The organism is Pseudomonas sp. CG7, assembly GCF_023701885.1.
Classification (GTDB): domain Bacteria; phylum Pseudomonadota; class Gammaproteobacteria; order Pseudomonadales; family Pseudomonadaceae; genus Aquipseudomonas; species Aquipseudomonas zanjanensis.
Map to the genome: position 1 here is coordinate 28,191 of NZ_JABAEE010000047.1, position 26,437 is coordinate 54,627.

At 62.8% G+C, this 26,437-nt stretch carries 22 protein-coding genes; 16 read left to right on the forward strand and 6 right to left on the reverse strand.

Annotated elements, in window-relative coordinates:
- Window positions 1–29: 29 nt before the first annotated feature.
- Window positions 30–2,507 carry a TonB-dependent siderophore receptor gene (locus HGO40_RS19010; RefSeq protein ID WP_250964268.1) on the forward strand — a complete coding sequence of 826 codons (2,478 nt, stop codon included), beginning with the start codon at window positions 30–32 and terminating at the stop codon, window positions 2,505–2,507.
- Window positions 2,508–2,550: 43 nt separating this feature from the next.
- Here the strand turns inward: HGO40_RS19010 and HGO40_RS19015 are convergent, their stop codons facing one another.
- Window positions 2,551–4,173: an MFS transporter gene (locus HGO40_RS19015; protein ID WP_250964269.1), complete on the reverse strand. Its 1,623-nt coding sequence runs from the start codon at window positions 4,171–4,173 to the stop codon at window positions 2,551–2,553.
- Between the two features lie 204 nt (window positions 4,174–4,377).
- The gene (locus tag HGO40_RS19020) at window positions 4,378–6,021 is read right to left on the reverse strand and encodes a GMC family oxidoreductase (RefSeq protein WP_250964270.1); all 1,644 of its coding nucleotides are present in this window, start codon (window positions 6,019–6,021) and stop codon (window positions 4,378–4,380) included.
- Window positions 6,022–6,150: 129 nt separating this feature from the next.
- Between HGO40_RS19020 and HGO40_RS19025 the strand changes: the two genes are divergently transcribed.
- From HGO40_RS19025 to HGO40_RS19035, 3 genes are all read left to right on the forward strand, one after another.
- Window positions 6,151–7,035 (forward strand): LysR family transcriptional regulator, encoded by an 885-nt coding sequence (locus HGO40_RS19025; RefSeq protein ID WP_186710588.1) that lies wholly within the window; start codon window positions 6,151–6,153, stop codon window positions 7,033–7,035.
- A 339-nt stretch (window positions 7,036–7,374) separates the two neighbouring features.
- Window positions 7,375–7,746, forward strand: a complete 372-nt coding sequence (locus tag HGO40_RS19030; RefSeq protein ID WP_250964271.1) for a c-type cytochrome — start codon at window positions 7,375–7,377, stop codon at window positions 7,744–7,746.
- A gap of 20 nt (window positions 7,747–7,766) precedes the next feature.
- Window positions 7,767–9,161, forward strand: a complete 1,395-nt coding sequence (locus HGO40_RS19035) for a D-arabinono-1,4-lactone oxidase (RefSeq protein ID WP_250964272.1) — start codon at window positions 7,767–7,769, stop codon at window positions 9,159–9,161.
- 195 nt (window positions 9,162–9,356) lie between these two features.
- Here the strand turns inward: HGO40_RS19035 and HGO40_RS19040 are convergent, their stop codons facing one another.
- Window positions 9,357–10,301, reverse strand: coding sequence for a SphA family protein (locus HGO40_RS19040; RefSeq protein ID WP_250964273.1), 945 nt, complete (start codon window positions 10,299–10,301; stop codon window positions 9,357–9,359).
- A 207-nt stretch (window positions 10,302–10,508) separates the two neighbouring features.
- Between HGO40_RS19040 and HGO40_RS19045 the strand changes: the two genes are divergently transcribed.
- From HGO40_RS19045 to HGO40_RS30550, 11 genes are all read left to right on the forward strand, one after another.
- On the forward strand, window positions 10,509–11,552 hold the full coding sequence (locus HGO40_RS19045) for an AraC family transcriptional regulator (protein WP_250964274.1): 1,044 nt from the start codon (window positions 10,509–10,511) through the stop codon (window positions 11,550–11,552).
- Window positions 11,553–11,636: 84 nt separating this feature from the next.
- Window positions 11,637–12,389, forward strand: a complete 753-nt coding sequence (locus tag HGO40_RS19050) for a GntR family transcriptional regulator (RefSeq protein ID WP_250964275.1) — start codon at window positions 11,637–11,639, stop codon at window positions 12,387–12,389.
- Window positions 12,386–14,116, forward strand: coding sequence for a fumarate reductase/succinate dehydrogenase flavoprotein subunit (locus HGO40_RS19055; RefSeq protein WP_250964276.1), 1,731 nt, complete (start codon window positions 12,386–12,388; stop codon window positions 14,114–14,116). The genes HGO40_RS19050 and HGO40_RS19055 overlap by 4 nt, the downstream gene beginning before the upstream one ends.
- A 24-nt stretch (window positions 14,117–14,140) precedes the next feature.
- Window positions 14,141–14,386, forward strand: coding sequence for a 4Fe-4S dicluster domain-containing protein (locus HGO40_RS19060; RefSeq protein WP_250964277.1), 246 nt, complete (start codon window positions 14,141–14,143; stop codon window positions 14,384–14,386).
- Between the two features lie 238 nt (window positions 14,387–14,624).
- Window positions 14,625–16,031 (forward strand): ABC transporter substrate-binding protein, encoded by a 1,407-nt coding sequence (locus HGO40_RS19065; RefSeq protein WP_250964278.1) that lies wholly within the window; start codon window positions 14,625–14,627, stop codon window positions 16,029–16,031.
- A 142-nt stretch (window positions 16,032–16,173) separates the two neighbouring features.
- Window positions 16,174–16,956 (forward strand): ABC transporter permease, encoded by a 783-nt coding sequence (locus HGO40_RS19070; protein WP_250964279.1) that lies wholly within the window; start codon window positions 16,174–16,176, stop codon window positions 16,954–16,956.
- Window positions 16,956–17,804, forward strand: a complete 849-nt coding sequence (locus tag HGO40_RS19075) for an ABC transporter ATP-binding protein (RefSeq protein WP_250964280.1) — start codon at window positions 16,956–16,958, stop codon at window positions 17,802–17,804. Before HGO40_RS19070 ends, HGO40_RS19075 begins: the two co-directional genes overlap by 1 nt.
- Window positions 17,801–18,763 (forward strand): HEAT repeat domain-containing protein, encoded by a 963-nt coding sequence (locus HGO40_RS19080; RefSeq protein ID WP_250964281.1) that lies wholly within the window; start codon window positions 17,801–17,803, stop codon window positions 18,761–18,763. The genes HGO40_RS19075 and HGO40_RS19080 overlap by 4 nt, the downstream gene beginning before the upstream one ends.
- A complete protein-coding gene (locus HGO40_RS19085) occupies window positions 18,760–19,032 on the forward strand; it encodes a DUF971 domain-containing protein (RefSeq protein ID WP_250964282.1) in 273 nt (90 codons plus the stop codon). Before HGO40_RS19080 ends, HGO40_RS19085 begins: the two co-directional genes overlap by 4 nt.
- 229 nt (window positions 19,033–19,261) lie before the next feature.
- Window positions 19,262–20,152, forward strand: coding sequence for a DUF2242 domain-containing protein (locus tag HGO40_RS19090; protein ID WP_250964283.1), 891 nt, complete (start codon window positions 19,262–19,264; stop codon window positions 20,150–20,152).
- A gap of 119 nt (window positions 20,153–20,271) precedes the next feature.
- A complete protein-coding gene (locus HGO40_RS30550) occupies window positions 20,272–20,406 on the forward strand; it encodes a hypothetical protein (protein ID WP_264083855.1) in 135 nt (44 codons plus the stop codon).
- A gap of 49 nt (window positions 20,407–20,455) precedes the next feature.
- On the opposite strand, the gene HGO40_RS19095 is transcribed toward HGO40_RS30550, so the two are convergent.
- The 3 genes from HGO40_RS19095 to HGO40_RS19105 form a co-directional block, all read right to left on the reverse strand.
- Complete coding sequence (locus HGO40_RS19095) at window positions 20,456–21,493, reverse strand: AraC family transcriptional regulator (RefSeq protein ID WP_250964284.1); 1,038 nt, start codon at window positions 21,491–21,493, stop codon at window positions 20,456–20,458.
- Between the two features lie 2 nt (window positions 21,494–21,495).
- Window positions 21,496–22,626 (reverse strand): carbon-nitrogen hydrolase family protein, encoded by a 1,131-nt coding sequence (locus HGO40_RS19100; RefSeq protein WP_250964285.1) that lies wholly within the window; start codon window positions 22,624–22,626, stop codon window positions 21,496–21,498.
- Between the two features lie 172 nt (window positions 22,627–22,798).
- Complete coding sequence (locus HGO40_RS19105; protein ID WP_250964286.1) at window positions 22,799–24,016, reverse strand: DUF3422 domain-containing protein; 1,218 nt, start codon at window positions 24,014–24,016, stop codon at window positions 22,799–22,801.
- A gap of 242 nt (window positions 24,017–24,258) precedes the next feature.
- On the opposite strand from HGO40_RS19105, the gene HGO40_RS19110 reads away from it, so the two are divergent.
- Window positions 24,259–26,298 (forward strand): oxidoreductase, encoded by a 2,040-nt coding sequence (locus tag HGO40_RS19110; protein ID WP_250964287.1) that lies wholly within the window; start codon window positions 24,259–24,261, stop codon window positions 26,296–26,298.
- Window positions 26,299–26,437: the final 139 nt, after the last annotated feature.

Genomic DNA, 26,437 nt, shown 5'->3' on the forward strand with positions numbered 1-26,437 from the left:
TTTTATCGACCGTTTGGGGGAGGGGAAATATGACGTGGGTGAGTGCGCCAGGCCGTCTGGTGTTTGCAGTGAAAATCGGCTTGCTGGCGGTCACGACCGCTGGCGCCACGGTCGTGAATGCCAGTCCGGTTGCAGCGGCTGCGGCGCAGCAGAGTGCGGTGCAGGCCTACGATATCGGCGCCGGCCGCCTGGTGGATGTGCTGACCCGTTTTTCCAGTGCCGCCGGTATTGCCCTTTCGTTTGACGCTCGGCAACTCGAAGGTTTGCAATCGCCCGGCCTGAAAGGTTCTTTCGGCGTGGGCGAGGGCTTTGCTCGCATTCTTGGCGGTAGTGGCCTGCAAGCCGAGCCCCAGGCCAACGGCACGTACGTGCTGCGCCGGCTGCCTGCCAACGGTTCGGCCATGGAACTGGGCGCCACCCGCATCGAGGCACAGCGGCTCGGGGCGACCACCGAGCAGAGCAATTCCTACACGACGGGGGCGGTCACCATCAGCAAGGGCGAGCACTCCCTGCGCGAAACGCCGCAGTCGGTGACGGTGATCACCCGCAAGATGCTCGATGACCAGAACCTCAATACCATCGAACAAGTCATGGAGAAGACGCCTGGCATCACCGTCTACGACTCGACCATGGGCGGCAAGTATTTCTATTCCCGCGGGTTCCGCATGTCGGGCCAGTATCAATACGACGGCGTTCCGCTGGACATGGGCAACAGCTATGTCCAGGCCGACAGTTTCAGCAGCGACATGGCTTATTACGACCGTGTCGAAGTCCTGCGTGGCGCCGCCGGGATGATGAAGGGGGCAGGCGGCACGTCCGGCGGCGTCAACTTCGTGCGTAAACGCGGCCAGACCACGGCGCAGACCGAACTCAGCCTGTCCGGTGGCACCTGGGACAACTACCGTGGGCAAGTCGATACCGGTGGCCCGTTGAATGATTCCGGCACCGTGCGGGGCAGGGCGGTGATCGCCGAGCAGAGCCGGCATTATTTCTACGACGATGCCCGGCGCAAGGACCAGATCTACTACGGCGCCCTGGACTTCGACCTGTCGCCCGACACGACGCTCGGCCTTGGCGTTGCCTATGAAGACGTCGACGCAAGCCCCTGCTGGGGCGGGCTGCCGCGCTACCGGGACGGCAGCGACCTGAAACTCAGCCGCTCCACCTGCCTGGACCCGTCGTGGAACACCTGGCGTAGCCAGCGGACCACGGTGTTCGGTGATATCGCCCATCACCTCAATGACGATTGGGCCGTGAAGGTCGCCGGGGTCTATACCAAAAATACCCAGGACATCAAATACGCCTTTGCATCGGGCTCGGTGGCGCCCGGTACCTCGACCACCAACATGCTGGGCAGCATGTACGACTATGACCAGGTCGATTACGGCCTCGACGCCTACCTGGACGGCAAGTTCGACGCCCTGGGGCAACAACATGAGTTGATCGTCGGTTTCAACGCCAGCCGCTCGGACAAGGATGACTTCTTCTCGGTGGCACTGCTGCCCCAGAATCAGAATGTGTTCGAGCCAGATCGGCATATTCCCGAACCGGACGACAGTTATTTCATCGAAAACTCGACGCGCGGTGGACCGGTCAAGACCCTGACCGAGCAGCACGGCATGTATTCGACCCTGCGGCTGAAACTGGCGGACCCGTTGACGTTTGTCGTCGGCAGCCGGGTGAGCTGGTACAGCTCCAAGACCGATTCGGAGTTCCTCACCGGCGGTTCGGAGCACGCCAAGAGCACGGAGACGGGCCAAGTCACGCCGTTTACCGCCGTGTTGCTGGACCTCAACGAGCACCTGACGGCCTATGCCAGCTATTCGGATATCTTCACGCCCCAGGGCAACTACCGCTCCGAAAGCGGCTCGGCACTCAAGCCCCTGGTGGGCGAGAGTTATGAGCTGGGGATCAAGGGCGAGTGGTTCGAGGGACGCCTGAACAGTGCCTTCAACCTGTTCCGCACAGTGCAGAAAGACCAGGCCCAGACGGACTACGCCTCCAGCTGTGCGTCCTCGGACGGTTACTGCTATGAGAACGCCGGCAAGGTGCGCGCCCAGGGTTTCGAAGCCGAGATCAGCGGTGAAGTCATCGAGCGCCTGCAATTGCTGGCCGGCTACACCTACACCCAGACCAAGACCCTCGACGACATTGATACCAGCCTCAACGGCGGCTCGTTCAACAGCTACGTGCCGCGCCATGTGCTGCGCCTGTGGGGCGATTATGCCCTCGGCGGGGCATTGGAACGGTTCAGTGTCGGCGCCGGGGTCAATGCCCAAAGCGACAACTTCCGTGTATCGCCGGTCAGCGGCGAGAAGATCACCCAGGCCGGTTATGCGGTGTGGAACGGTCGCGTTGGCTACCGCATCGATGACACCTGGTCGGTGGCCCTCAATCGCAACAACCTGTTCGACAAGCGCTACTACACCACCATCGGCACCGAGGGTTTCGGCAACTATTACGGTGAGCCGCGCAACTTCACCATGACGATGAAGGCGCGCTTCTGAGGCGGTGGCGAGGGCGCCAGTGCCCTCGCCACGGTTCTGCCCCTCAGTTGGTATCCAGGTCCACGTTCTTGGTTTCCCGCAGGCAGATCATGCCCACCACCAGGCTCACCCCGGTGATCACCACCGGGTACCACAGCCCATAGAAGATATCCCCGGTGTAGACCACCAGGGCAAACGACACGGTGGGCAGGAAACCGCCGAACCAGCCGTTGCCGATGTGGTAGGGCAGGGACATGGAGGTGTAGCGAATGCGGGTCGGGAACAGTTCGACCATCAACGCCGCCAGCGGTCCGTAGCACATCGCCGAGATGATGATCAGCGCCACGATCAAGGCCACGATCATCGGGCGGTTGATCTGCTGCGCATCGGCCTGTTGCGGGTAGCCGGCCAGGGTCACCGCACCGCGCAGGGCCGCCTCGTCGTAGCCTTCGAGTTTCACGTCACCGACGCTGATCTGCACCGTGCTGCCGACCGGGGCCGCGACGCTGCTGTAGGGCAGGCCTTGCTTGACCAGGAAGGTCTTGACCTTGTCGCAAGGGCTGTCGAAACGCGCCTTGCCCACCGGGTCGACCTGGACGGTGCAGGTGGCCGGATCGGCGGTCACGGTGATGGGTGCCTGGCGGCTCGCCAGGTCGATGGCCGGGTTGGCATAGTGGGCCAAGGTCTTGAAGATCGGGAAGTACAGGGCAGTCGCCAGCAGCAGGCCGATCATCAGCACCGGTTTGCGCCCGACCTTGTCCGACAGCCAGCCGAAAAAGATGAAGAACGGTGCGCCGATCACCACGCTGACAATCAGCAGGCTATTGGCGAGGGCCGGGTCCATCTTGAGGAATTGGGTGAGGAAAAACAGCAGATAGAATTGCGCGGCGTAGAAGGTCACCGCTTGCCCGGCGTTGATGCTGAACAGGGCGATCAGCACCACTTTGAGGTTTTCCCATTTGCCGAAGGATTCGCGAATCGGCGCCTTGCAGCACTTGCCTTCCTCTTTCATTTTCAGGAAGGCCGGCGACTCATGCAGGCTCAGGCGAATCCAGGTGGAAATGCCCAGCAGGAGGATCGACAGCAGGAAAGGAATGCGCCAGCCCCAGACTTCGAACTGATCGCCGGTGAAGTAGCGGCAGCCCAAAACCACCAGCAGCGACAGCAGCAGCCCGAGGGTGGCCGTGGACTGAATCCAACTGGTATGAAAACCGCGCTTGCCCATTGGCGCGTGCTCGGCGACATAAGTCGCCGCGCCACCGTACTCACCGCCCAGGGCCAGGCCCTGGAGCATGCGCAACACCACCAGGATGATTGGCGCGGCGATGCCGATGCTGGCGTAGTTGGGCAGCAGGCCGACGCAGAACGTCGCCAGGCCCATGAGCACGATGGTGGCCAGGAACGTGTACTTGCGCCCGATCATGTCCCCCAGCCGCCCGAACACCAGGGCCCCGAACGGCCGCACGATGAAACCGGCGGCGAAGGCCATCAGGGCGAAGATGAACGCGGTGGTGTCGTTGACCCCGGCAAAGAACTGCTTGCTGATCACCGCCGCCAGGGCGCCGTAGAGGAAAAAGTCGTACCACTCGAACACCGTCCCCAGGGACGAGGCGAAGATGACTTTCTGGGTTTCCTGGCTGGTGCCGGCGCTGCGCGTGGCTTCCAGGGGCTGAACATGCTCGGACATAGCGGTATCCCTCACAGTGATTGTTTTTGTTGTTCCACTGCGACGCCGGGGTGGCGTCTCCTGATTTGACACGTTCCTTGCTTACACGCATTCCCCTGTGGGAGCGAGCCTGCTCGCGAAGGCGGTGTGCTAGTCGACATCATCGTTAGCTGACACTCCGCCTTCGCGAGCAGGCTCGCTCCCACAGGGGGGCTTACTTGTTTTTCAGACCGTGGCAGGCTCCTTTTGCGGCGTGGTGATTCGGGTGTCTGCCTCGAGCATCATCTGCGCCGCCTTCTCGGCAATCATCAGCGTCGGCGAGCAGGTATTGCCCGAGGTGATGCGCGGCATGATCGAGGCATCGGCGATGCGCAAGCCCTTGATGCCATGCACGCGCAGTTGCGCATCCACCACGGCGTGGCCGTCCTGGCCCATGCGGCATGTGCCGACCGGGTGGAAGATCGTCGTGCCGATGCGGGCGGCGGCCTGGTGCAGTTCCTCTTCGGTCTGCAGGCTGGGGCCCGGCAGGTATTCCACCGGTTTGAACGCGCTCAGGGCCGGTGCCGCGACGATGCGTCGGGTCAGGCGGATGGCGTCGGCGGCGATTCGCAAGTCTTCGGGGTGACCCAGGTAATTGGGCTGGATCAGCGGCGCCTCGTGTGGGTCGGCCGAACGAATGTCCACCCGGCCACGGCTTTGCGGGCGCAGGTCGCAGACCGACGCGGTGAACGCCGGGAAGCTGTGCAGCGGTTCGCCGAAGCGTTCCAGGGACAACGGCTGTACGTGGTATTCGAGGTTGGCCGAGGCCTGCTCCGGGCCCGAGCGGGCGAATGCGCCGAGTTGGCTGGGGGCCATGGACAGCGGGCCGCTGCGGGCGTACAGGTAGCGCAGGCCCATGCCCATTTTGCCCCACAGGCTGCCGGCGATCTGGTTCAGGGTGCGGGCATTTTCCAACTGACAGATCAGCCGCAGTTGCAGGTGGTCCTGCAAGTTGCCGCCGACACCGGGCAACTCATGGGTCACGCCGATGCCCAGGCGTTGCAGCAAGCTGCGCGGGCCGATCCCGGAGCGTTGCAGGATCCCCGGCGTACCCACGGCGCCGGCGCACAGGACGATTTGCTTGCGGGCCGTGAAGGTCATGCCCTTGCCTTGCCAGCGAGCGCTGACGGCATGGGCGCGGTCGTCACGCAGCAACACCCGGTCGACCTCGACGTCGGTCAATACGGTGAGGTTGGCGCGCTGGCGAATCGGCTTGAGAAACGCCTTGGCCGCGTTCCAGCGCACCCCGGTTTTCTGATTGACCTGGAAATAGCCGCAGCCTTCATTGTCGCCGCTGTTGAAATCGTCGACGTTGGGGATGCCGCTCTGCTCGGCGGCGCTGCGGAAGGCATCGAGAATCGGCCATGACAGGCGCTGGCGTTCGACCCGCCACTCGCCGCCGGCACCGTGGAATTCAGACGCGCCGGCGAAGTGGTTTTCGCTCTGGCGGAACAGCGGCAGGACGTCTTTCCAGGCCCAGCCGGGATTGCCTTCGGCGGCCCAGTCGTCGTAATCGGCAGCCTGGCCGCGCATGTAGATCATGCCGTTGATGGAGGAACAACCGCCCAGGACCTTGCCGCGCGGGTAGCTCAGGGCGCGGCCTTGCAGGCCCGGTTGCGCTTCGGTCTTGAAGCACCAGTCGGTGCGCGGGTTGCCGATGCAGAACAGGTAGCCGACCGGAATGTGAATCCACGGATAATTGTCGCGCCCACCGGCTTCGAGCAGCAGGACCCGGTGTTGCGGGTTGGCCGAAAGCCGATTGGCCAGCAAGCACCCGGCAGGGCCGGCGCCCACGATCACGTAATCGTATTCATCGACGACAGGTTGCATTCGCGACCTCATTTTTGTTGTTGTGGGAGCCATCCTAGTTGTTAGTTTTCGTCAAAAGAATGTTAGTTTTTGCGCAGCCGCTGTGCGTTTATAAACAGCCCTGCCTTCAGGCGTGTTCAAGGATCGCCCATGTTCGACTGGAATGACCTGCGCTATTTCCTGGAACTGCAACGCAGCGGGCGTTTGTTGACGGCTGCCCGACGGCTGAACACCACCCACGCCACAGTGGCCCGGCACATCGAGGCCATCGAGAAAAGCCTCGGCACCGCGCTGTTCGTCCAGCATGCCCAGGGCTATGAACTGACCCCGGCCGGCGAGACATTGCTCAAGCACGCCGAAGCCATGGAGAACGTGGCGTTGCTGGCCCAGGAGGACATCACCCAGTCCAGCGCACCCCTGGGCAAGATCCGCCTGGGAGTGACGGAAGGTCTGGGCATCATGTTCCTGGCTAGCCGCATGGACGGGCTGTTCCAGCGCTACCCGGGGCTGGAGGTGGAACTGGTGGCGGTGCCGCGCTTTGTCAGCATCCTCAACCGTGAGGCGGAAATCAGCATCCACCTCGAACGCCCGGCGGCCGACCTGTTGGTGACCCGCAAACTCACCGACTACAGCTTGGCGCTGTACGCCAGCCAGGCCTACCTGGATCGCTCGCCAGCACTGCGCAGCCGCGAGGACCTGGGCCGCCATGCCTGGATCGGTTATGTCGACGACCTGTTGTTCAGCCAGGAACTGATGTTTCTCAACAGCTTTTGCCGCAACCCTCGAGTGGTGTTTCACAGCACCAGCGTCATCGCCCAGCAACAGGCCGCGCGCTCGGGCCTGGGGATCGCGGTGCTGCCGTGCTACATGGCCAGCGGCGACCCGACGCTGGTGCCGCTGCTGCCGGACGAAACCATCCGCCGCAGCTACTGGATCAGCACCCGTCGCGAACTGCACAAGTCCGTCCGCCTGCGGGTGTTGTGGGATTACGTGGTGCAGTTGTGCGAGCGGGAGCAGGGGTTGTTGTTGCCCTGAGCTTTATGCGACAGCCCCAAAACAAAAACTGTGGGAGCGAGCTTGCTCGCGATGACGTCGGCGCATTCAACACATAGGGTGACAGACAGACCGCTATCGCGAGCAAGCTCGCTCCCACAGAGGGCAGTGCTGGTTGCTCAATCTCGACCCGCCGTTTTCCGAGGCGACAGGCTCAGGGCTGCTTCGCACCCCAGCGGGAGCAATCTCTGGCCACAGGGGGGCTCAGTGAATGCCCTGGCCGCCCAAGCCCCCTTTTCTGGCCCCCAATGACCTCAGCCGACGCGCTGGCGTGCCTTAGTGTTGAGCCACAACAAGAAAAGCGCAGCCAAGAGGGGCCCTATGTTGGCAATCTCGCCTTCAACCTTGCTTCACTCCGCCGTCATCGTGCTGCTCGGCAGCCTGCTCGCCGGCTGCGGCGAAGAGCCCAAGCCCCCCGCGCCCACGGTGTTCACAGCCATGCCCAGCGATGCGGCGCTGGCCCAGGGCTACGACAGCAGTTGCAAACTCTGCCACGCCAACCCCGGCGCCGGGGCGCCGTTGACCGGCGATACGAACGCCTGGGCCCCGCGGGTCGCCCAGGGCGCCGAGACCCTGCTGGACCACGCGGTCAACGGCTACAACGGCATGCCGCCGATGGGCCTGTGCATGCACTGTTCCGAAGAGCAGTTCCTGGCCCTGATCGCCTTCATGTCCGGCCAACACCTCCAATAATAAATACGGGTACTTTCGGCATGACGATGGACTACTCACGGCGTCGGTTGCTGCAACAGGCCGGCGTTGTCGCCGCCTTTACCGCACTGGGCAGCCAGGGCGCCCTGGCCGCGCTGCTGCGCGCGCCTCGCTTGATCCCGTGGCGCAACTGGTCCGGTGCGCAGAGTTGCCTGCCGGCGGCGCGCCTGGCCCCCAAGGACCTCGACGAACTGGTGCAGGTGGTGCGCCGCGCCGAAGGGCGGATTCGGCCGGTGGGTTCCGGGCACTCCTTCAGCGCCCTGGTGCCCACCGACGGCACCTTGTTGTCGCTGAGTTTTTTCAGTGGCCTGTTGGACCACGACGGCGCCAGCCTGCAAGCCGAGTTCGGCGGCGGCACGCCCATGTCCCGCATGGGCCCGGCGCTCAAGGCCATCGGCCAGGCACTGCCGAACATGGCCGACGTCGATTACCAGACCTTGGCCGGTGCCATCGCCACCTCGACCCATGGCACTGGCAAGGCCTTTGGCTCATACGCCTCCCAAGTGGTCGGCCTGCAACTGGTGACGGCCAATGGCGAGGTCCTCGATTGCGATGCCCAGCGTCATCCCGAGGTGTTCCAGGCCGGCCGGGTGTCCCTTGGTGCGCTGGGCCTTGTGACCCGCGTGCGTTTACAAAACCGCGCGGCCTATCGCTTGCGCGAGCACCAGTGGGTGGCGAAAACCGAGGAGTTGCTTGAGGACGTGCACACCAACACTCGGGACAACCAGCACTGGGAAATGCAAGTCGTCACCCATTCCGACTATGCGCTGTCGATCACCCTGAACGAGACCACCGATCCGGCCACGCCGCCGATCAGTCCCGAGGAGGAGGGCGGCAACGAGTTCGTCTCCCTGATCGAAAACCTCGACAAGTACGGCAGCGATTTTCCAGCGATCCGGCGCGCGCTGCTCAACAGCCTGCGGCTGGTGGCCGAGTTCGATGACCGCGTCGGTGATTCCCATGACATCTACGCCAACGCCCGCACCGTGCGTTTCAACGAGATGGAATATTCAGTCCCGGCCGAACACGGCCCGGCGTGCCTGCGGGAAATCCTCGCGCTGATCCGCGACAAGGACCTGCGCACCTGGTTTCCCATCGAATACCGCTACGTGAAGGCCGACGACATCGCCTTGAGCATGTTCGAAGGCCGGGACAGTTGCTCAATTTCCGTGCACCAGCATTACCAGATGGACCACCACAATTTCTTCGCCGCCATCGAGCCGATCTTCTGGAAATACCAGGGCCGTCCGCATTGGGGAAAGCTGCATTCGCTGAACGCCAAGGCACTCCAGGCGTTGTACCCGCGCTGGACCGAATTCACCCAGGTGCGCCAGGTATTGGACCCTGGCGGCAAGTTTCTCAATGGGCATCTTGCATCGATTCTGGGGGTGAGCTGAGGTTTCAAATGGCTGGTTGGCTGATTCTATCCTGCCAGGCACAACCCTTGTGGCGAGGGAGCTTGCTCCCGCTGGGGTGCGCAGCAGCCCCAAATCGGATAACGCAATTTTCCAGACAGATCACCTCAGCCGGCTTACGACGGCTACGCCGCCGAGCGGGAGCAAGCTCCCTCGCCACAAAAGCCCAAAGACCCTCTAGAACGCAAACGGAATACTGATCTTGGCCCAGAGCATTTCGCCTTCGGTGCGGTTCTCCACTTCAAACTCCTTGGCCCAGCGGATCTCGGCGCTGGCGTACTTGAGGAAGGTCAGGTGCAGCGCCGGGCCGATGGCGAAGACCTGGCCGCGGACCCCGTCGTCCACATCCTGCCCGGCGAATTGCACGGTGCGGCCGTACTGTTTGTCGTCGGTGGTCTGCTTGAGGTAGTAGCCGTTGAGTCCCAGCCTCAGGTTGTCGGTCACGCGGTAGCTGGCGGAATAGTCGAAGTGGAAAATCTGCCCGGAACGGTAGTCGGTGTCCTTGTTCTTGCGGTTGAAGCTGTAGGTGGTCTTCATCGACACCTCGGTGTCTTCCGTGGGCAACCAGGTGAAGGAAAACAGCGGCTTGTAGGTGTAGAAATTGTTGCTGGTGTTGGCCAGTCGATCGGTGCTGTATTCGCCGGTGGGTACAGTGATTTCCACCGCCGCGGCCAGGGTCAGGTGCTTGCCCATGTCCCAGAGCACAATGGGTGAAATGGTCGTGTCGCCCATGCCTTCACGGGTGTCATGCAGGCCGAACACCGAGACTTCCTGCTTGAGCCAGGGTTGGGCGATGTAGATCCCTGCGCGTCCACCGGCCACTCGCAACGGACTCAGGTAATCGATACGCGGGACCACTGCCGTGGATTCGATTTCGACATCCGGCACTTCGCCGCCCAACGAACTGATGTTGAATTTCCGGGCCTTGTAATGGTTGTAGTAGAGGTTGAACGCGACCATGTGGTCGGGAAGGCTGTCGACTTCCAGCGGCAGCACGAAAAAGCCATCGGTGCCTGGGCCGATGTTGTCGACCCCCGATTCGGTGGCCAAGGCGGGCAGGGCTGCGCCGCAGGCCAGGCCGAGGGTCAATTGCAAGGCGAATGTCGTGCGGATCGGGTTCATGTGGGGGGCTCATTATTATTGTTGGAAATGCACCGGAGGTCCGAGTCATACAAATAAGCCGTTCGCCGCCGACAGGGCAGGGTATTGGCGGCCAGACAGGGGACTTGGGCGGCCAGATTTTTCTACCCCTCTATCCAGCGGCTCATGCTAACTTTATGAAATAACCGGTTACAAAAACGCCACCTAACGTGCTCCGGAACCCGCCCCATGCAGATGAAAGTCATCGACCCCACCTATGAATTGGCGCTGGTATCGCCATTTTTGCTGCAAACGTTGGCCGAGGTGGTGGCGGACAAAGGCTTCGATGCCGCCAGCCTGTGTCGCGGCCTGGGGTTCGACCTCGATGACCTGCAAGATCCCGCCCAGCGTATTTCCTATCGCCAGGCCGTGGTCATGATCCAACGTGCACTGAAGCTGTTGCCTGACCAGGGGCTGGGGTTATGGGTGGGCGATCGCAACGTGCTCGGCACCCTCGGCCTGCTGGGTCACGTCTTGTCGCTGTGCGAAACCCTGCGCGATGCCTTCGCCCTCGGGGTTCGTTACCAGCACACCACCGGCGGCATCGCCGTGACCCGTGTCGAAGAGGCCACTGACCTGATCATGGTCGAGGCCACATGTCGCCTGCCTTTCGCCGAGATCCAGGTGTTTTCCGTGGAAGAGTTCTTCGCCAGCCTGATGGTCTACGGCCGGGCGCTGGCGGGGCCCGATTTCAAGCCCCAGGCCGTGGAATTCATGCACGCCGCGCCGTCCTATGCCCAGGCGTACCAGCGGATCCTGGGGCCAGAGGTGCGCTTCGGTTGCCGGCACAACCGCATGCTGATCGACGTGCGCTGGCTGGACATGCGTTTGCCCAATCATCACCCGCTGGCCCTGCGCCAGGCATTGGCCTTGCTCGAGCAGGAGGCCTGCGAGGTCCACCAGAAGATCGACCTGATCCAGACCGTGGAACGGGCGATTGCCCGGGACCTGACCCGGGGCAGCCACATCGAGAAAATCGCCAGCGACCTCAACATGAGCAGTCGCACCCTGCGTCGGCGCCTGACCGAACACAGCCTGACCTTCGAGGCCTTGCTCGAACAAGTGCGCCGCGGCCGCACCCTGAACCTGCTGGCCAACCCCGAGCTGTCCATCGAGCGCATTACCGAAGAGGTCGGCTACAGCGATGTGCGCAGCTTCCGCCGGGCGTTCCGGCGCTGGACTGGCATGAGCCCCAGCGCGTTTCGCAATGAGAGTACTGACGCTCGGCTCTAAGGATATGTCCACACGGTATTTCTCAAGTCGCGTGGGCTTTCCCTAAGATCACGTCATAACTCGTTATGACAAGTGATAAGGGCCATGTCCGACAACGTTCTTTCCCTCAATAGCGTACCGCTGCACACGCAACTGCGAGACGTGCTGCGTGCGCGGATTCTCGACGGTGAATACCCCCAAGGCAGCCAGATGCCCTCGGAAAGCGAGCTTGGCGCGTTGTTCAGGGTCAGTCGCATCACCGTGCGCCAGGCCTTGGGCGATCTGCAAAAGGAAGGCCTGATTTTCAAGATCCACGGCAAAGGCACATTCGTGGCCAAGCCCAAGACCTTCCAGAACGTCAGTACCCTCCAAGGCTTGGCCGAGTCCATGACCGGGCGTGGGTTCGAGGTGATCAACCGCTTGATCAGTTTCAAGTTCATCGCGGCCGACAAACTCGTGGCCGAGCGCCTGAAGTTGGTCGAAGGGGAAGTAGTGGCGCAGATCAAACGGGTGCGCTTGATCAACCGCGAGCCGGTTTCCCTGGAGATCACCTACCTGCCGAAGGTCCTCGGTGAACGACTGGAAAAGGCCGACCTGGTCACCCGGGACATTTTCCTGATCCTGGAAAACGACTGCGCCTTGACCTTGGGACATGCCGACCTGGCCATCGATGCGGTACTGGCCGACAGCGACCTGACCCAGGCGCTGGAGGTCGAACCAGGCTCGCCGATCATGCGCATCGAGCGGCTGACCCATGACGCCCACGGCCAGCCGTTGGACTTCGAACCCCTCTACTACCGTGGCGATGCCTTCCAGTACCGCCTGCGGATCGACCGGCAAAAAGGAACGCAGGCATGACTCGGAACACCCTGGAACAGGAATACGACATCGTCGTCATCGGCGGCGGTACGGCTGGCCCCATGGCGGCGATCAAGGCCAAGGAGCGCAACCGTGATCTGCGCGTGCTGCTGGTGGACAAGGCCAACGTCAAGCGCAGCGGCGCCATCAGCATGGGCATGGACGGCTTGAACAACGCGATCATCCCCGGCCATTCCACCCCTGAGCAGTACACCAAGGAAATCACCATCGCCAACGACGGCATCGTCAACCAGGCGGCGGTTTACGCCTACGCGACCCACAGTTTCGAAACGATCGAGCAACTGGACCGCTGGGGTGTGAAGTTCGAGAAGGACGAAACCGGCGACTATGCGGTGAAAAAGGTTCATCACATGGGCGCCTACGTGCTGCCGATGCCGGAAGGGCACGACATCAAGAAGGTGCTTTATCGCCAACTGAAACGGGCGCGGGTGAGTATTACCAATCGGCTGGTCTGCACGCGGCTGCTGACCGACGAGGAGGGTGCGGTGAACGGTGTGATGGGCTTCGATTGCCGCACCGCCGACTTTCATGTGATCAAGGCCAAGGCGGTCATTCTCTGCTGCGGCGCGGCGGGGCGCCTGGGATTGCCGGCCTCGGGCTATCTGATGGGCACTTATGAGAATCCGACCAATGCTGGTGATGGTTATGCGATGGCTTATCACGCCGGTGCCGAACTGGCGAACCTGGAGTGCTTCCAGATCAACCCGCTGATCAAGGATTACAACGGCCCGGCGTGCGCCTATGTCACCGGCCCCCTGGGCGGCTACACCGCCAACAACAAGGGCGAGCGCTTCATCGAGTGTGACTACTGGAGCGGGCAGATGATGTGGGAGTTCCACCAGGAACTCGAAGGCGGCAATGGTCCGGTGTTCCTCAAGCTCGATCACCTCGCCGAGGAAACCATCCAGAACATCGAAGAGATCCTGCACAGCAACGAACGACCCAGTCGCGGTCAATTCCATGCCAACCGTGGCACCGACTATCGCACGCAGATGGTGGAGATGCACATCTCCGAGATTGGTTTTTGCAGCGGTCATTCGGCGTCGGGGGTATGGGTCAACGAACGGGCCGAGACCTCGGTCAAGGGCCTGTACTCGGCCGGCGACATGGCGGCGGTGCCGCACAACTACATGCTCGGTGCGTTCACCTACGGCTGGTTTGCCGGCAACAATGCCGCGGACTTTGTGGCAGGCAAGGAATTCTCGACGTTGGATGCCGGGCAGATCGAACGGGAGAGAACACGTGTCTACGCGCCGCTGGAGCGCGAGCATGGCCTGCCGCCGGCCCAGGTGGAATACAAGCTGCGCCGCTTCGTCAACGATTACCTGCAACCGCCCAAAGTCACCAAGAAAATGCAGATCGGCCTGCAACGCTTCAGCGATATCCAGCGTGACCTGGATCAGATCAAGGCCCACAACGCCCATGAACTGATGCGGGCCATGGAAGTCAGCATGATCCGCGACTGCGCCGAAATGGCCGCCCGCGCCTCGCTGTTTCGCGCCGAAAGTCGTTGGGGCTTGTACCACTATCGGGTTGATCATCCGCAACGCAACGACAGCGACTGGTTTTGCCATTGCCATTTGAAGAAGGGTGATGCCGGCGCGATGACCTCATTCAAGAAAGCTGTCGAACCCTACATCATCGCCCTCGATGCCGACGAACTGCAGGCCTACGACCGGCTGCGGGGCGGTGCCGACGCGGCGTGACCCCTTCACCCAGAGAAAACGCCCATGGCCTATCAACCCCAGGAAATCTTTTTTCGCTCCAATGCCCCCGTCACCGTGGACGAGGACAAATGCATCGCCCACAAGGGCTGTACCGTCTGCGTGGATGTCTGCCCCATGGACCTGCTGGCGATCAACCCGGCGACCCAGAAGGCCTACATGGTGTTCGACGAATGCTGGTACTGCATGCCCTGTGAAAAGGACTGCCCGACCGGGGCGGTGAAAGTCGAGATTCCGTACTTGCTGCGTTGACTGCGCTGACGCCTTCGCGAGCAGGCTCGCTCCCACAGTGGACTGAAGCCAGTCGCGATAGTTGTGTACACCGATAAACCCTGTGGGAGCGAGCCTGCTCGCGAAGAGGCCACCACAGACACCACAAAAAGCCATCCGGCCACCCCCGGACGCCAAACCCAGAACACCCCTCGTTTCCCACCGCGCCCTGATCGCGGCGGAGACGAAAAACCAATAAATGATTCGAGGGGACATACCCATGCTATTGCGTGCAGCACTCGCCGGTCTGGTACTGGCTTCATTGACCTTGCCTGCCCAGGCAGAAACCATCCGTATCGCCATCGGCACCCAGGACACCACCATCAACTGCGCCGCCGGCGGGTTGCTGATCCGGGAACTGGGCCTGCTGGATAAATACCTGCCCCATGAGGGCGCCTACAAGGACGCCCAATACGATATCCAGTGGAAGAATTTCACCAGCGGTGCGCCACTGACCAACGAGATGGTCGCCGGCAAACTCGACTTCGGCGCCATGGCCGATTTCCCCGGTGCGTTCAACGGCGTGGCGTTCGAAACCGCCGGCAAGCACAGCCTGTTCATCAGCGTGCTGTCGGGCAGCACCCAGGGCAGCGGCAACGGCATCGTCGTGCCCAGCGCGTCTGGCGTGCAGTCACTGGCCGAGCTCAAGGGCAAGACCATTTCCGTGCCGTTCGCCTCCACCGCCCACGGCATGTTGTTGCGCGCCGTCGCGGCCCAAGGCTGGGACCCGCTCAAGGACGTCAACATCATTGCCCAGCCGCCGGAGGTGGCCGGTTCCGCGCTGCAAGCCGGCAAGATCGACGCCCACGCCGACTTCGTGCCATTCGCCGAACTGTTCCCCAGCCGGGGTTTCGCCCGCAAGATCTACGACGGTGCCCAGGCTAACACCCCGACGTTCCATGGCGCGTTGGTGGACCAGGCCTATGCCAGGAAATACCCGGAAATCGTCGTCGCCTATCTGCGCGCGACCATCGAAGCCAATCAACTGCTGGCCGCCGAGCCGGAGAAGTACAGCGAGCTGATCGCCAAGGTCACCGGGGTGGATGCCGAGGTCAATTCCCTGTTCCACGGACCCCTGGGCGTGCAGACCCGCGACCTGACCTGGAAACCGGAATACCGCCAGGCCGTCGGCCCGGCCATCGTTACCCTCAAGCTGCTGAAACAGGCTGCTCGCGGCCTGGACCTCAACACCTTCATCGATGACCAGTACATCCGCGCCGCCTTCAAGGCGTCGAACCTCGATTACACCGCGCAACTGGCCAACTACGCCCAGACGCCGCTGGGCAACGGCGATGCGTCGACCGGCCAGGCGATCGCCGATGCCCGCCATGTGGCCGAGATATGGGTGCGCGGCGAGGCGAAAGTGCGCCATTACGCCTCGGCACAATCGGCCTTCGCCGCGCTGGCGAGCCTCAAGCAGGAAGGCAAGGGCATTCGCGCCGTCTATGCCCAGGCCAGCGACAGCGGGATCAAGCTGCTGGCCGAGCAAGCGTGGTTCGCCAGTGATGCCAAGGGCCAACTCAGCGCGTTCCTGCTCAAGGGCCAGGCCCAGCAATTTGCCACGGCCCAGGGCGGCAAGGTGTTCGACTTCAGCGAGGCCACCACCCAGGCGGTCGCTGCCCGCTGACCTGACTCGACTAAAAGCAAAACCTGTGGGAGCGAGCCTGCTCGCGATGGCGTCAGATCAGTTGAAGTTGATGTGATTGACACACCGCTATCGCGAGCAGGCTCGCTCCCACAAGGGATCTCCATAACTGAGGAAAAAATCAGTGTACCCACCATCCAAACGCTGGCTCCTGCGAGCCGCTTCACTGCTGCTCTGCCTGTTGTTCTGGCAGCTCGCCGCCAACGGCCACTGGGACCTCGGCCTGGTGACCTTCGCCAACGTCCCGACCCCGTTGGCGGTGGTCCAGGCGGCGCTCGGCCTGGGTGAATCGGGCAATCTCGCCCGGCACCTGGGCAGCAGCCTGGGCCGGGTCTTTGCCGGTTATGGCGCGGCGCTGTTGATCGGCGTGGCGCTGGGCCTGGCCATCGGCCGTTCGAAATGGGCCGAAGACCTGTTGCTGCCGCCATTGGAAGTGCTGCGGCCGATCCCGGCGGTGGCCTGGATTCCCCTGGCAATCCTGATGTTTCCCTCGTCGGAATTGTCGATGGTGTTCATCACCTTCACTGGCGCGCTGTTCCCGATCCTGCTCAACACTGTTCACGGCGTCGAAGGCGTGGACCGCCGGCTGATCGCCTCGGCGAAAAGCCTCGGGGCCGGACGCCGGGCGATCCTGCTGGAAGTGATTCTGCCGGGCGCCGCGCCGAGCATCATCACCGGCCTGGCCATCGGCATGGGTACGTCCTGGTTCTGCCTGGTGACCGCGGAAATGATCGCCGGCCAATACGGCATCGGCTACTACACCTGGGCCTCCTACACCGTGCAGAACTACGCCGACATCGTGGTCGGCATGTTACTGATCGGTGTGTTGGGCATGGGCAGCAGCCTGTTGATCAAACGCCTGGGCGGGTTGTTCACGCCTTGGCATCGACCACGAGGGAAAGCCTGATGAGCGTGATGCAAACACCCGAAGGGCGGATCGATATCCGTCAACTGTCCATTGTCCTTGGCCAGGGGAACGAGGCGTTCGAAGCGGTCCAGGGCCTCGATTGCCAGATCGAGGCGGGCCAGTTCGTCTGTGTCCTTGGCCCGTCCGGTTGCGGCAAGTCCACCTTGCTCGGGGCCTTGGCCGGGCATCTGCAACCGCATTCCGGCAGTTTGAATGTCGACGGCTTGAGCGTTTCCGGCCCGTCGCCACAACGCGGCATGGTATTCCAGCAACACACGTTGTTCCCCTGGCGCAGCGTGCGTGACAACGTCGCGTTCGGCTTGAAGATGCGCGGCTTGGGCAGGGTCGAACGGCACCGGGCCGCCGATGAAATCCTCGCGCTGGTGGGCCTGGAAGGCTGCGCCGGGCACTGGCCGGACCAGCTCTCCGGGGGCATGCAGCAGCGGGTGGAGATCGCCCGGGTGCTGGTCAACCGTCCACGGTTGCTGCTGATGGACGAACCCTTCGGTGCGCTGGATGCCCTGACCCGCTTGAACATGCAGGCGCTGCTGCTGGACATCTGGACCCGCATCCGTACCACGGTGGTGTTCGTGACCCACGACATCGACGAGGCGTTGTTCCTGGCCGATCGCTTGCTGGTGATGAGCCCGCGTCCGGGACGGATCATCGAAGACCTGCGCCTGGACTTTCCACGGCCACGCACGACTGAACTGGTGACCCGTCCTGAATTTTCCCGTTTGAAGCGCCACTGCCTCGACCTGCTGCGTCATGAAGACGGCCGGCAGTTGCCGCGCCTCAATCCCCTCGGGCTTCCCCCTGAAACCTCCTTGCCGCGATATGCCCTATGACCTCTCTATTCGAAAACACCGACAACGACGACATCCTCGCCCTGCAACCACGCCTGACCGACGAAGACCCGGGCGTGCGCCGTATCGCCCTGATCGAACTGGCCGACCTTGAGGACCCTGAAGGCCTGCTGTGGCTGGTGGACCGCCTCGCCGGGGACCCCAGTGCCGACGTGCGTGCCGAAGCCGCGCGCTTGCTCGAAGCCTGGGAGGACGCGCCGGTGGTGGCGGCCCTGTGCGAGGCCCTGACCGATCCATCGCCGAGCGTTCAGGTCGCTGCCGCCCAGAGCCTGAGCCTGCTCAAGAGCGAGGCGGCGGGAAGGGTGATCCTGCCCTGGACGGCACATGCCGAGGCCGGTGTGCGCGTCGCGGCCTTCAGGGCCTTGCGTGAATTGCGCCTGGCCGACGCTGCGCCGGCGGCCCTCGCCGCTTTGGTCGACAGCGAGGCCAGCGTGCGCCGCGAAGCGGTCGGCGTGCTGGGCTGGCTCAAGCACCTCGACGCCTTGCCGGCCCTGGCCCGGCTGGCCAGTGATGACCCAGACACCGATGTGCGCCGTGCCGCCACCGGGGCCCTTGGCCTGGCTTCGGATGCGCAAGTCTTGCCGGCGCTGCGCCAGGCCCTTCGGGATCCGGCCTGGGCGGTGCGCGAAGAGGCCGCCACGACCCTGGGCAAGGTCGGTCACGCCGATGCCGGCCCGGCCCTGGTCGAGGCGCTGGCCGATGATTACTGGCAAGTGCGCTTGCGGGCGACCCGCAGCCTGGGGCGTTTGCGCTATGTCCCGGCGCTGGCGGCCTTGATCGAAACCCTGGGCCATCGCATCAGCAACCTGCGCAAGGAAGCGGCCCTGGCCTTGGGAGAACTGAACGATCGCAGCGCTATTGCTGCCTTGCAAGCGGCACGGGACGATGGTGACCCGGAAGTGCGCAAAGCCGTGCGCATTGCCTTGGGTCAGTTGCAATGAGCCCGCTGGCGATGGGCAATTCCCGGGACAAAGGGCAACTGAAGCTCAACTGGCCTGACGGCCGTGAACAATACCTGGACCATGCCCTGCTGCGCCGGCAATGTCCCTGTTCCCAGTGCCGGGCGTTTCGTTTGCAGGGGCTGACGGTTCAGGTTGATCCGCGGGTCCGGGTGGTTGGAATCAATGCCCAGGGCTATGGGGTTCAGTTGGTGTTCAGTGACGGGCATGAGCGGGGGATTTTCCCCTGGGTTTATCTGGCGGGTTTGTGACAATCAAAGTCCCCGCTAACCGTTCAAGTGAACAGCACTGGGCCAAAACACCGGTTTTTTGTGTCTGTTTGTTGCCTGAAGCGGGTGTTCGTCGATCTACCGGATTGACATCTTTTTCCTGCAAACAACCCCCAGTAAACTCGCACCCCCCATGAAACAAGATTAGCCACGCTGCCTGGTCGCGTTCTGTTGCACAATACGCCCCGGACCGTTTCTCTCAGGATGTTCAATGTTCAAATCATTTCCCATGCGCACCGTAGGGCTTGCATTGGTGCTGGCCGCCGCAGCCGGTTGCTCGTCGAAGAAAACCGCCATCTATGAGCACGAGAACTTCGATGATTCCGGCACGTTCTCGCGCACGTATCCGGTGAGTGACGCGGCCACCTGCGAAGCCGGGCGCCGGGCGTTGCTCAGCCAGGGCTATATCATCACCAGCAGCGATCCGAAGCTGGTCAGCGGTCACAAGAGTTTCCAGCAGACCGGCGAAACCCATATGGAGATCAGTTTCAACCTGGTCTGTGCCGAAGATGGCGGTACCGGACACCGGGCGACCATGTTCGCCAACGCCTTGCAGGACCGTTATGCCCTGAAGAAAACCAACAACTCCGCCAGCCTGGGAGTGGGCGTGCTGGGTTCGGTGTCGATGCCGATCGGCTCCTCGGATGATTCGATGGTCAAGGTCGCCAGCGAAACCGTGTCGGCGGCCAAGTTCTATGAGCGTTTCTTTGCCTTGGTAGAGCTGTTCCTGCCTCCCGCAGCGAAGAAAGCCGCCGAGAATGCCGACAAACCGAAGGCTGAGCTGGGTGTACCGGAAACCAAGGCCGAGTCGGCCGCCTTGATGCCTGCACCGACTCCAGATCCGGCTCCAGCTCCAGCTCCAGCGGCCGAGCCTGTTGCGCCTGCGCCTGCAGCGGCCACACCCGTCGAGGAGGCTGCGCCGGCCCCCGTCGAAACCGCTCCTGCGGTGTCGGAGCCTGTCGCCCCGCCGAGCGAGCCCGCGCCGATTGCGCCTGACTCGTTCGAGTCTGCGCCGACGACAGAAACCGTGACACCGCCACCACCACCGTCCAGCTCGTTGCCGGCCCCGACCGAGCCGATCCAGCCGCTTCCGGCCTCCTGAGATCCAGCGGCAGGGAGTGACTTCCTGCCACACTTCCCGCAGTAATTTCCCGACCCTGTGCTACGTTTAATTCATGAAGCCTTTGCTTCATGTTTTGTTCATAAAGCAGCTTTATGCTGATGCCAGCGCCATCAGGCATTGGTTCAACGACAGGGGAAGGACGCGTAATGGATGATTATCAGGAAGAGCTGCTGGAATACCAGGCCTACGAACTGGACCCGCTGGAACCCGCCGAAGATGCAACGGAGTTGTAAGCGAGTTTGCAAGCAGCAAGGTTTGAGCAACAAGCCCAACGCTTGAAATTCAACGCCCTCTGTGGCTACGGCGAAACTCCCCAGGCGTCTGGTCATTCCAACGCTTGAAGGCCCGTTGAAAGGCTTCGGCTGAGGCAAACCCCAACAGGTAGGCGATTTCGCCGAACGCCAGTTCGGTATCGCGTATGTAGGTCATGGCCAAGTCGCGACGGGTGTCGTTGAGGATGGCGCGAAACTGCGTGCCTTCCTCGGCCAGCTTGCGACGCAGGGTCCAGGTCGGCAGCTTCAGGCGAGCCGCCACTTCTTCCAGGTCGGGTTCCCGGCCGCCGCTGAGCAACGGCCCCAGCAGTTGGATGATGCGCTCGCGCAGGCTGCGGGTGCGGGTCAGCTGTTCCAGTTCCCGTTCACATAACTGAACCAGGTGATGCCAGGTACTGGGGCAATGCTGCGGGTTGCGCTGGGCGAGGCTGTCCAGGCCCAGGCGCAGTTGATTCTGTTCGGCGCCAAACTGGATCGGGCAGTCACCGAGTGTGCGGTAGGCCTCCAGATACGCCGGTTCCTCGAATTCGATGTCTATGCGTTCGGGCCGCAGCGCGACGCCGCTGACGCTGGATAATTGCGCCAGCCAGCCGGCAATGATCGAGTCCACGACGAAGCGGTTGTAGGCGTTATACGGGCTGATGGAATAGAACCGCAGCCAGGCGCCGCGGGCATCCTCATGGAAACTCGATTGGCCGCGATAGTTGGAGCCGTACAGCGGCTCGAAGCGGATCATGCAGCGGGCCGCCTCGCGTACCGTCGGCGCCTGGGCAGCGGTGACGCCGGCCAGCCCGGCCTGGCTCAAACGGCCGAGCTGACCCATGCGCAGGCCCAGGGCCGGGTCCTGGGTCTGCTGAATCGCGGCGTGGCCCAGGCGCATGTACCGTGGAATCGACAGGCGTGCCCCGGGCTCGGCCAGGCGCGCGGCGTCGAGGCCGTACTGTTCAAGCAGGGGCTTGGGGTCCTGCCCATGGCTGGCGACAGCGTCAGCCAGGCTATGGACGAAGCCTACCGACAGGTCCCCCAGGCGCATCGGCTGCGGTTTCATGTTTACAACCACAAGTTCAACAGGCGGGCGCCACGGGCTTCGCTGTCGGGGAAGTGCTGGCCGTTGTGGCTGATAAAGCTCTGGCCGGCACTGCCGCTGTCCCAGAACTGCCCGCGCAGGAACACGCTGACGCCGCCCCGGGCCTGGCTGATAGGCAACTGGCTGGTCAGTGTCAGGCGATGCCAGGCTTGCCCCTCACTCACTTCGCCAGGCCTGAGGCTCACTTCGCTCGGCGTGGACAGGCCTTTATAACCGCTCCAGGGCTTGTCCCAGGCGCCGCGACCGATGACAAAGGCGGGTACCGCGATCAGTTGCGCACCCTGTTCATTGAGCTGGCGGTAGTGGAGCGGGTACCAGCTGTCGCTGCCGATGAGCACGCCCAGGCGCCCGGCAGGCGTGTCGATGACCAGGGGGGCGGCCGGATGTTCGGCGCCCAGCACATCCTGTTGCTCGAACACCGGATGTCGTTGGCGTTGCGGCTGGCCGATCGGCCGGCCATCGCTGCCGAACACCAGGCTGCTGTTGTACAACGCGCCACGGCCAATCTTCAGCTCGCCTTCGTTGACGCTGGGTTCGGGCAGCACGATGGAGCCAGCCACCAGGGTGATGCCGAACTCCTTGGCGAGCCCGCCGAACAGTGTTTGATAATCACGGGCCATGCGCTCGGCTTTCATGCGCAGGTAGGCATCGTCCAACCGGTTATTGCCCTCGGCGCTGACCAGCGCCTGGACGAACGCCAGCGGATTGCTCACCGCCAGCCAGTTCATGGCTTCCTTCAAGGAGGTGGCCTGGTACAACTCGTCTTTTTCGCCACCGACCATCAGCCAGGTGCCGATGTGCTCGGGCAGGACCACGACGGTCTTGGCATTGAGAAAACCCTGGTCGCGGGCCGCCTGCAGATAGGCCGCCAGTTTGCGATGCAGGCGCTCGGGGCTCTGGTAGTCGGTGGGGAACAGTTCGGGCTGGATGCCCAGCAGATTGCCACGGTCGGCCGGCGTGCCCTGGTCGACCGCCAGGGTGATACGCAGGTCTGACAGGTAATGGCCGGCCGGCCGATCCGTCGTCCACAGTGCGTAGGTGACCAGGGCGGCAATCAAGGCCAGTGAAAACAGCAAGTACAGAAATTTGCGCATGGGGGAACAGTCAGCGGCCGTGTTCAGGTTCGTGATTTTTCATCAAGAGTCACGGGGCAGGGTACGGTAAAACAAGGGAGTAGCGAAGGGCGGGTGAGGATTTGTACGCACGGCAAGCGTACGCAAAGGCGTCCATGGAACCTGTGGACGCCCTTGGCGCTGGGCAGGGCGGCTAGTGACTTTTAGCCTTCCTGATCCGGATCAGAATCAGCAACATGATCAACAGCACCGGTGGCGTCATGCCCAGCAGCGCGTCACGGGCCGAGAGGTGTGCGCCCAAGGTGTGCAACCCGCTGTAGACCAACTTGAACAGGTTGATCAGGTAGTAAGTGATGGCGATGATCGACAGGCCTTCCACGGCGCGCTGGATCTTGATCTGGGCATCGGCGCGGGCATTGAGGCTGCGCAGGATCTCGGCGTTCTGGTCTTCCATCTCGACTTGCACGCGGGCTTGCAGCAGGTCGCCCAGGTTGGCGATGCTCATGGCCAGTTGTTCGAGGCGCTGTTCAGTGGCGGCGCAATAACGCACCGTGGGCTTGAAACGGCGTTCGATGAACACGCCCAAACGCTGGCAATCTCCCAAATGGCTTTCGCGCAACTCCCCCAGGCGCTCGAACACCAGTTGCGCGTAGGCGCGGGTCGCGCTGAAGCGGTGGCGAGTCCTGACCGAGCTGCTGACGACCTGGCGCGACAGCAGGGCGATATCCTCCAACAGGGCCTTGGCATGCACGCCACTGGCGTTGGCGTTGCGCTCGGAGAGGCTCACCAGGGTGCGATCGAATTCGTTCAGTTGCGGGTCCAGTGCCTTGGCGATACTGAGGGACAAGGAGGCCATCATGCGATAGGTCTCGATTTCCAACAGGCGCCGGATCATGCGCCCCTGGCGATAGGCGTTGAGCCGTCGGTTGATGAACAAGAGGCGATTGGTGCCGTCCTCGGTCAGGCGAAAATCGCTCCAGACCACCGCATCGCCACCGCCCACGCATGAGCCGCAAGGGTCCTTGAACCCGTAGCTGGGCAGGTCGAGGCCGGCTTCGGCGCGCACCACCACCTGAACGGCATTGATGAGGTGCTGGGTGTGACCTTCGATGCCCCGGGCAAGGCTTTCGGGCAGTGTCGTCCATTGCAGCTCGTTGCTGCTGGCAGGCACGACCAGGGTCAGGGTAAAGAATTCGGCGTGGCGCTCCCACTTCAGCGGATGGCCTTCCAGGCGGGTGATGCCTTGTGCGGCGTCTGCTGCGACGGTATCGGGGCACAGTCGCTCGAGCAGTGCGTTGCACTGGGCGTTGTCGCCCAGGAATGCCAAGTGGAAGACGTGGGCCGGTTCGTCGAAATACAACGACGGGCGGGCGTGCAACTCGTTGTGCAGCATTTTTCGTTGGGGTTGCATGCAATGACGACTCTGTTATTTGCGTTATTTTTTGGTTTGAGCACGTGAGCCAGCGTTGGTAGGACTGGCTTACCCCACCGAGAGTCACGCGGCACCTGATGGGTAACTGCACATTTGGATCATTAAGTTGTCAGTTACGGTCATTGAGCAGCCGCAGCCGGACTCTTACGCTGTGGGCCATGACAGACGCAAGCCGCAGAGCTTGCGCTTTATTCCCGTGATCGCCCGTTGTGGAGTTACCGATGACCGCCTCTCATTACCCGCACCTGCTGGCCCCGCTGGACTTGGGCTTCACCACGTTGCGCAACCGCACCCTGATGGGCTCGATGCACACCGGCCTGGAAGAGAAACCCGGCGGCTTCGAACGCATGGCGGCGTATTTCGCCGAGCGCGCCCGGGGCGGCGTGGGCCTGATGGTCACCGGTGGAATCGGGCCGAACGACGAGGGCGGTGTCTACTCCGGCGCGGCCAAGCTGACCACCGAAGAAGAGGCGCTCAAGCACCAGATCGTAACCCGGGCCGTGCATGAGGCCGGCGGCAAGATCTGCATGCAGATTCTGCACGCCGGGCGCTACGCCTACAGCCCCAAGCAAGTGGCACCGAGTGCGATCCAGGCGCCGATCAACCCGTTCAAGCCCAAGGAGCTGGATGAGGAAGGCATCGAGAAGCAGATCAGCGATTTCGTCACGTGCTCGGTCCTGGCCCAGAAGGCCGAATATGATGGCGTCGAAATCATGGGCTCGGAAGGTTATTTCATTAACCAGTTCCTGGCGGCCCATACCAACCACCGTACCTTCCGTTGGGGCGGCAGCTATGAAAACCGCATGCGCCTGCCGGTGGAAATCGTCCGTCGGGTGCGCGAGGCGGTAGGCCCGAACTTCATCATCATCTTTCGCCTGTCGATGCTCGACCTGGTGGAAGGCGGCAGCACCTGGGACGAAATCGTCCAGTTGGCCAAGGCCATCGAGCAGGCCGGCGCGACGATCATCAACACCGGTATTGGCTGGCACGAAGCACGGATTCCCACCATCGCCACCAAGGTTCCACGGGCGGCGTTCAGCAAAGTCACAGCCAAGCTGCGCGGTTCGGTGAACATCCCGCTGATCACCACCAACCGCATCAACACCCCGGAAGTGGCCGAGCAGATCCTGGCCGAAGGCGATGCCGACATGGTTTCCATGGCCCGGCCGTTCCTGGCCGATCCGGAGTTCGTCAACAAGGCTGCCGCCGGTCGCAGCGATGAAATCAATACCTGCATCGGCTGCAACCAGGCGTGCCTGGACCACACCTTTGGCGGCAAGCTCACCAGTTGCCGGGTCAACCCGCGGGCCTGCCACGAAACCGAGCTGAACTACCTGCCGGTGACCCAGGTGAAGAAAATCGCCGTGGTTGGCGCTGGCCCGGCCGGGTTGTCCGCGGCCACGGTGGCGGCCGAGCGCGGGCACCAGGTGACGCTGTTCGATTCGGCCAGCGAAATCGGTGGCCAGTTCAACGTCGCCAAGCGCGTGCCGGGCAAGGAAGAGTTCTTCGAAACCCTGCGCTACTTCAAGCGCAAATTGCAGACCAGTCATGTCGAGCTGTGCCTCGACACCCGGGTGGATGTGGCGCAATTGGTGGCCGGCGGGTACGACGAGATCATCCTCGCCACCGGCATCGCCCCCCGGGTGCCGGCGATTCCCGGGGTGGAGCATGCCAAGGTCTTGAGCTACCTGGACGTGATCCTCGAACGCAAGCCGGTGGGGCGCAGTGTCGCGGTGATCGGTGCCGGCGGTATTGGCTTCGACGTGTCGGAATTCCTGGTTCACCAGGGCGTCGCCACCAGCCAGGACCGTGAGGCGTTCTGGAAGGAGTGGGGGATCGACACCCATCTCCAAGCGCGCGGCGGCGTCGCCGGGATCAAGGCCGAACCCCATGCACCGGCGCGCCAGGTGTTCCTGCTGCAACGCAAGGCGTCCAAGGTCGGTGACGGCCTGGGCAAGACCACCGGCTGGATTCACCGCACGGGCCTGAAGAACAAGCAGGTGCAGATGCTCAACAGCGTCGAATACTTGAAGATCGACGACGACGGCCTGCACATTCGCATCGGCGAAACCGGCGAGCCGCAAGTGCTGGCGGTGGACAACATCGTGATCTGCGCCGGCCAGGATCCGTTGCGTGAGTTGCAGGAAGGCCTGGAAGCGGCAGGGCAGACCGTTCACCTCATCGGCGGTGCCGATGTGGCGGCTGAGCTGGATGCCAAGCGGGCGATCAACCAGGGCTCGCGGTTGGCGGCGCAGTTGTAAGGCACAACAACTGTGGACGCGACCTTGCTTCGCAAATATGGAAGTCAAGGTCGCCGCTGATTCCAGGTGGGAGCGGGCTTGCTCGCGAAGGCGGTGTGTCAGTCAATGAAAATATTGGACTGTCTGTTATACTGCTCTG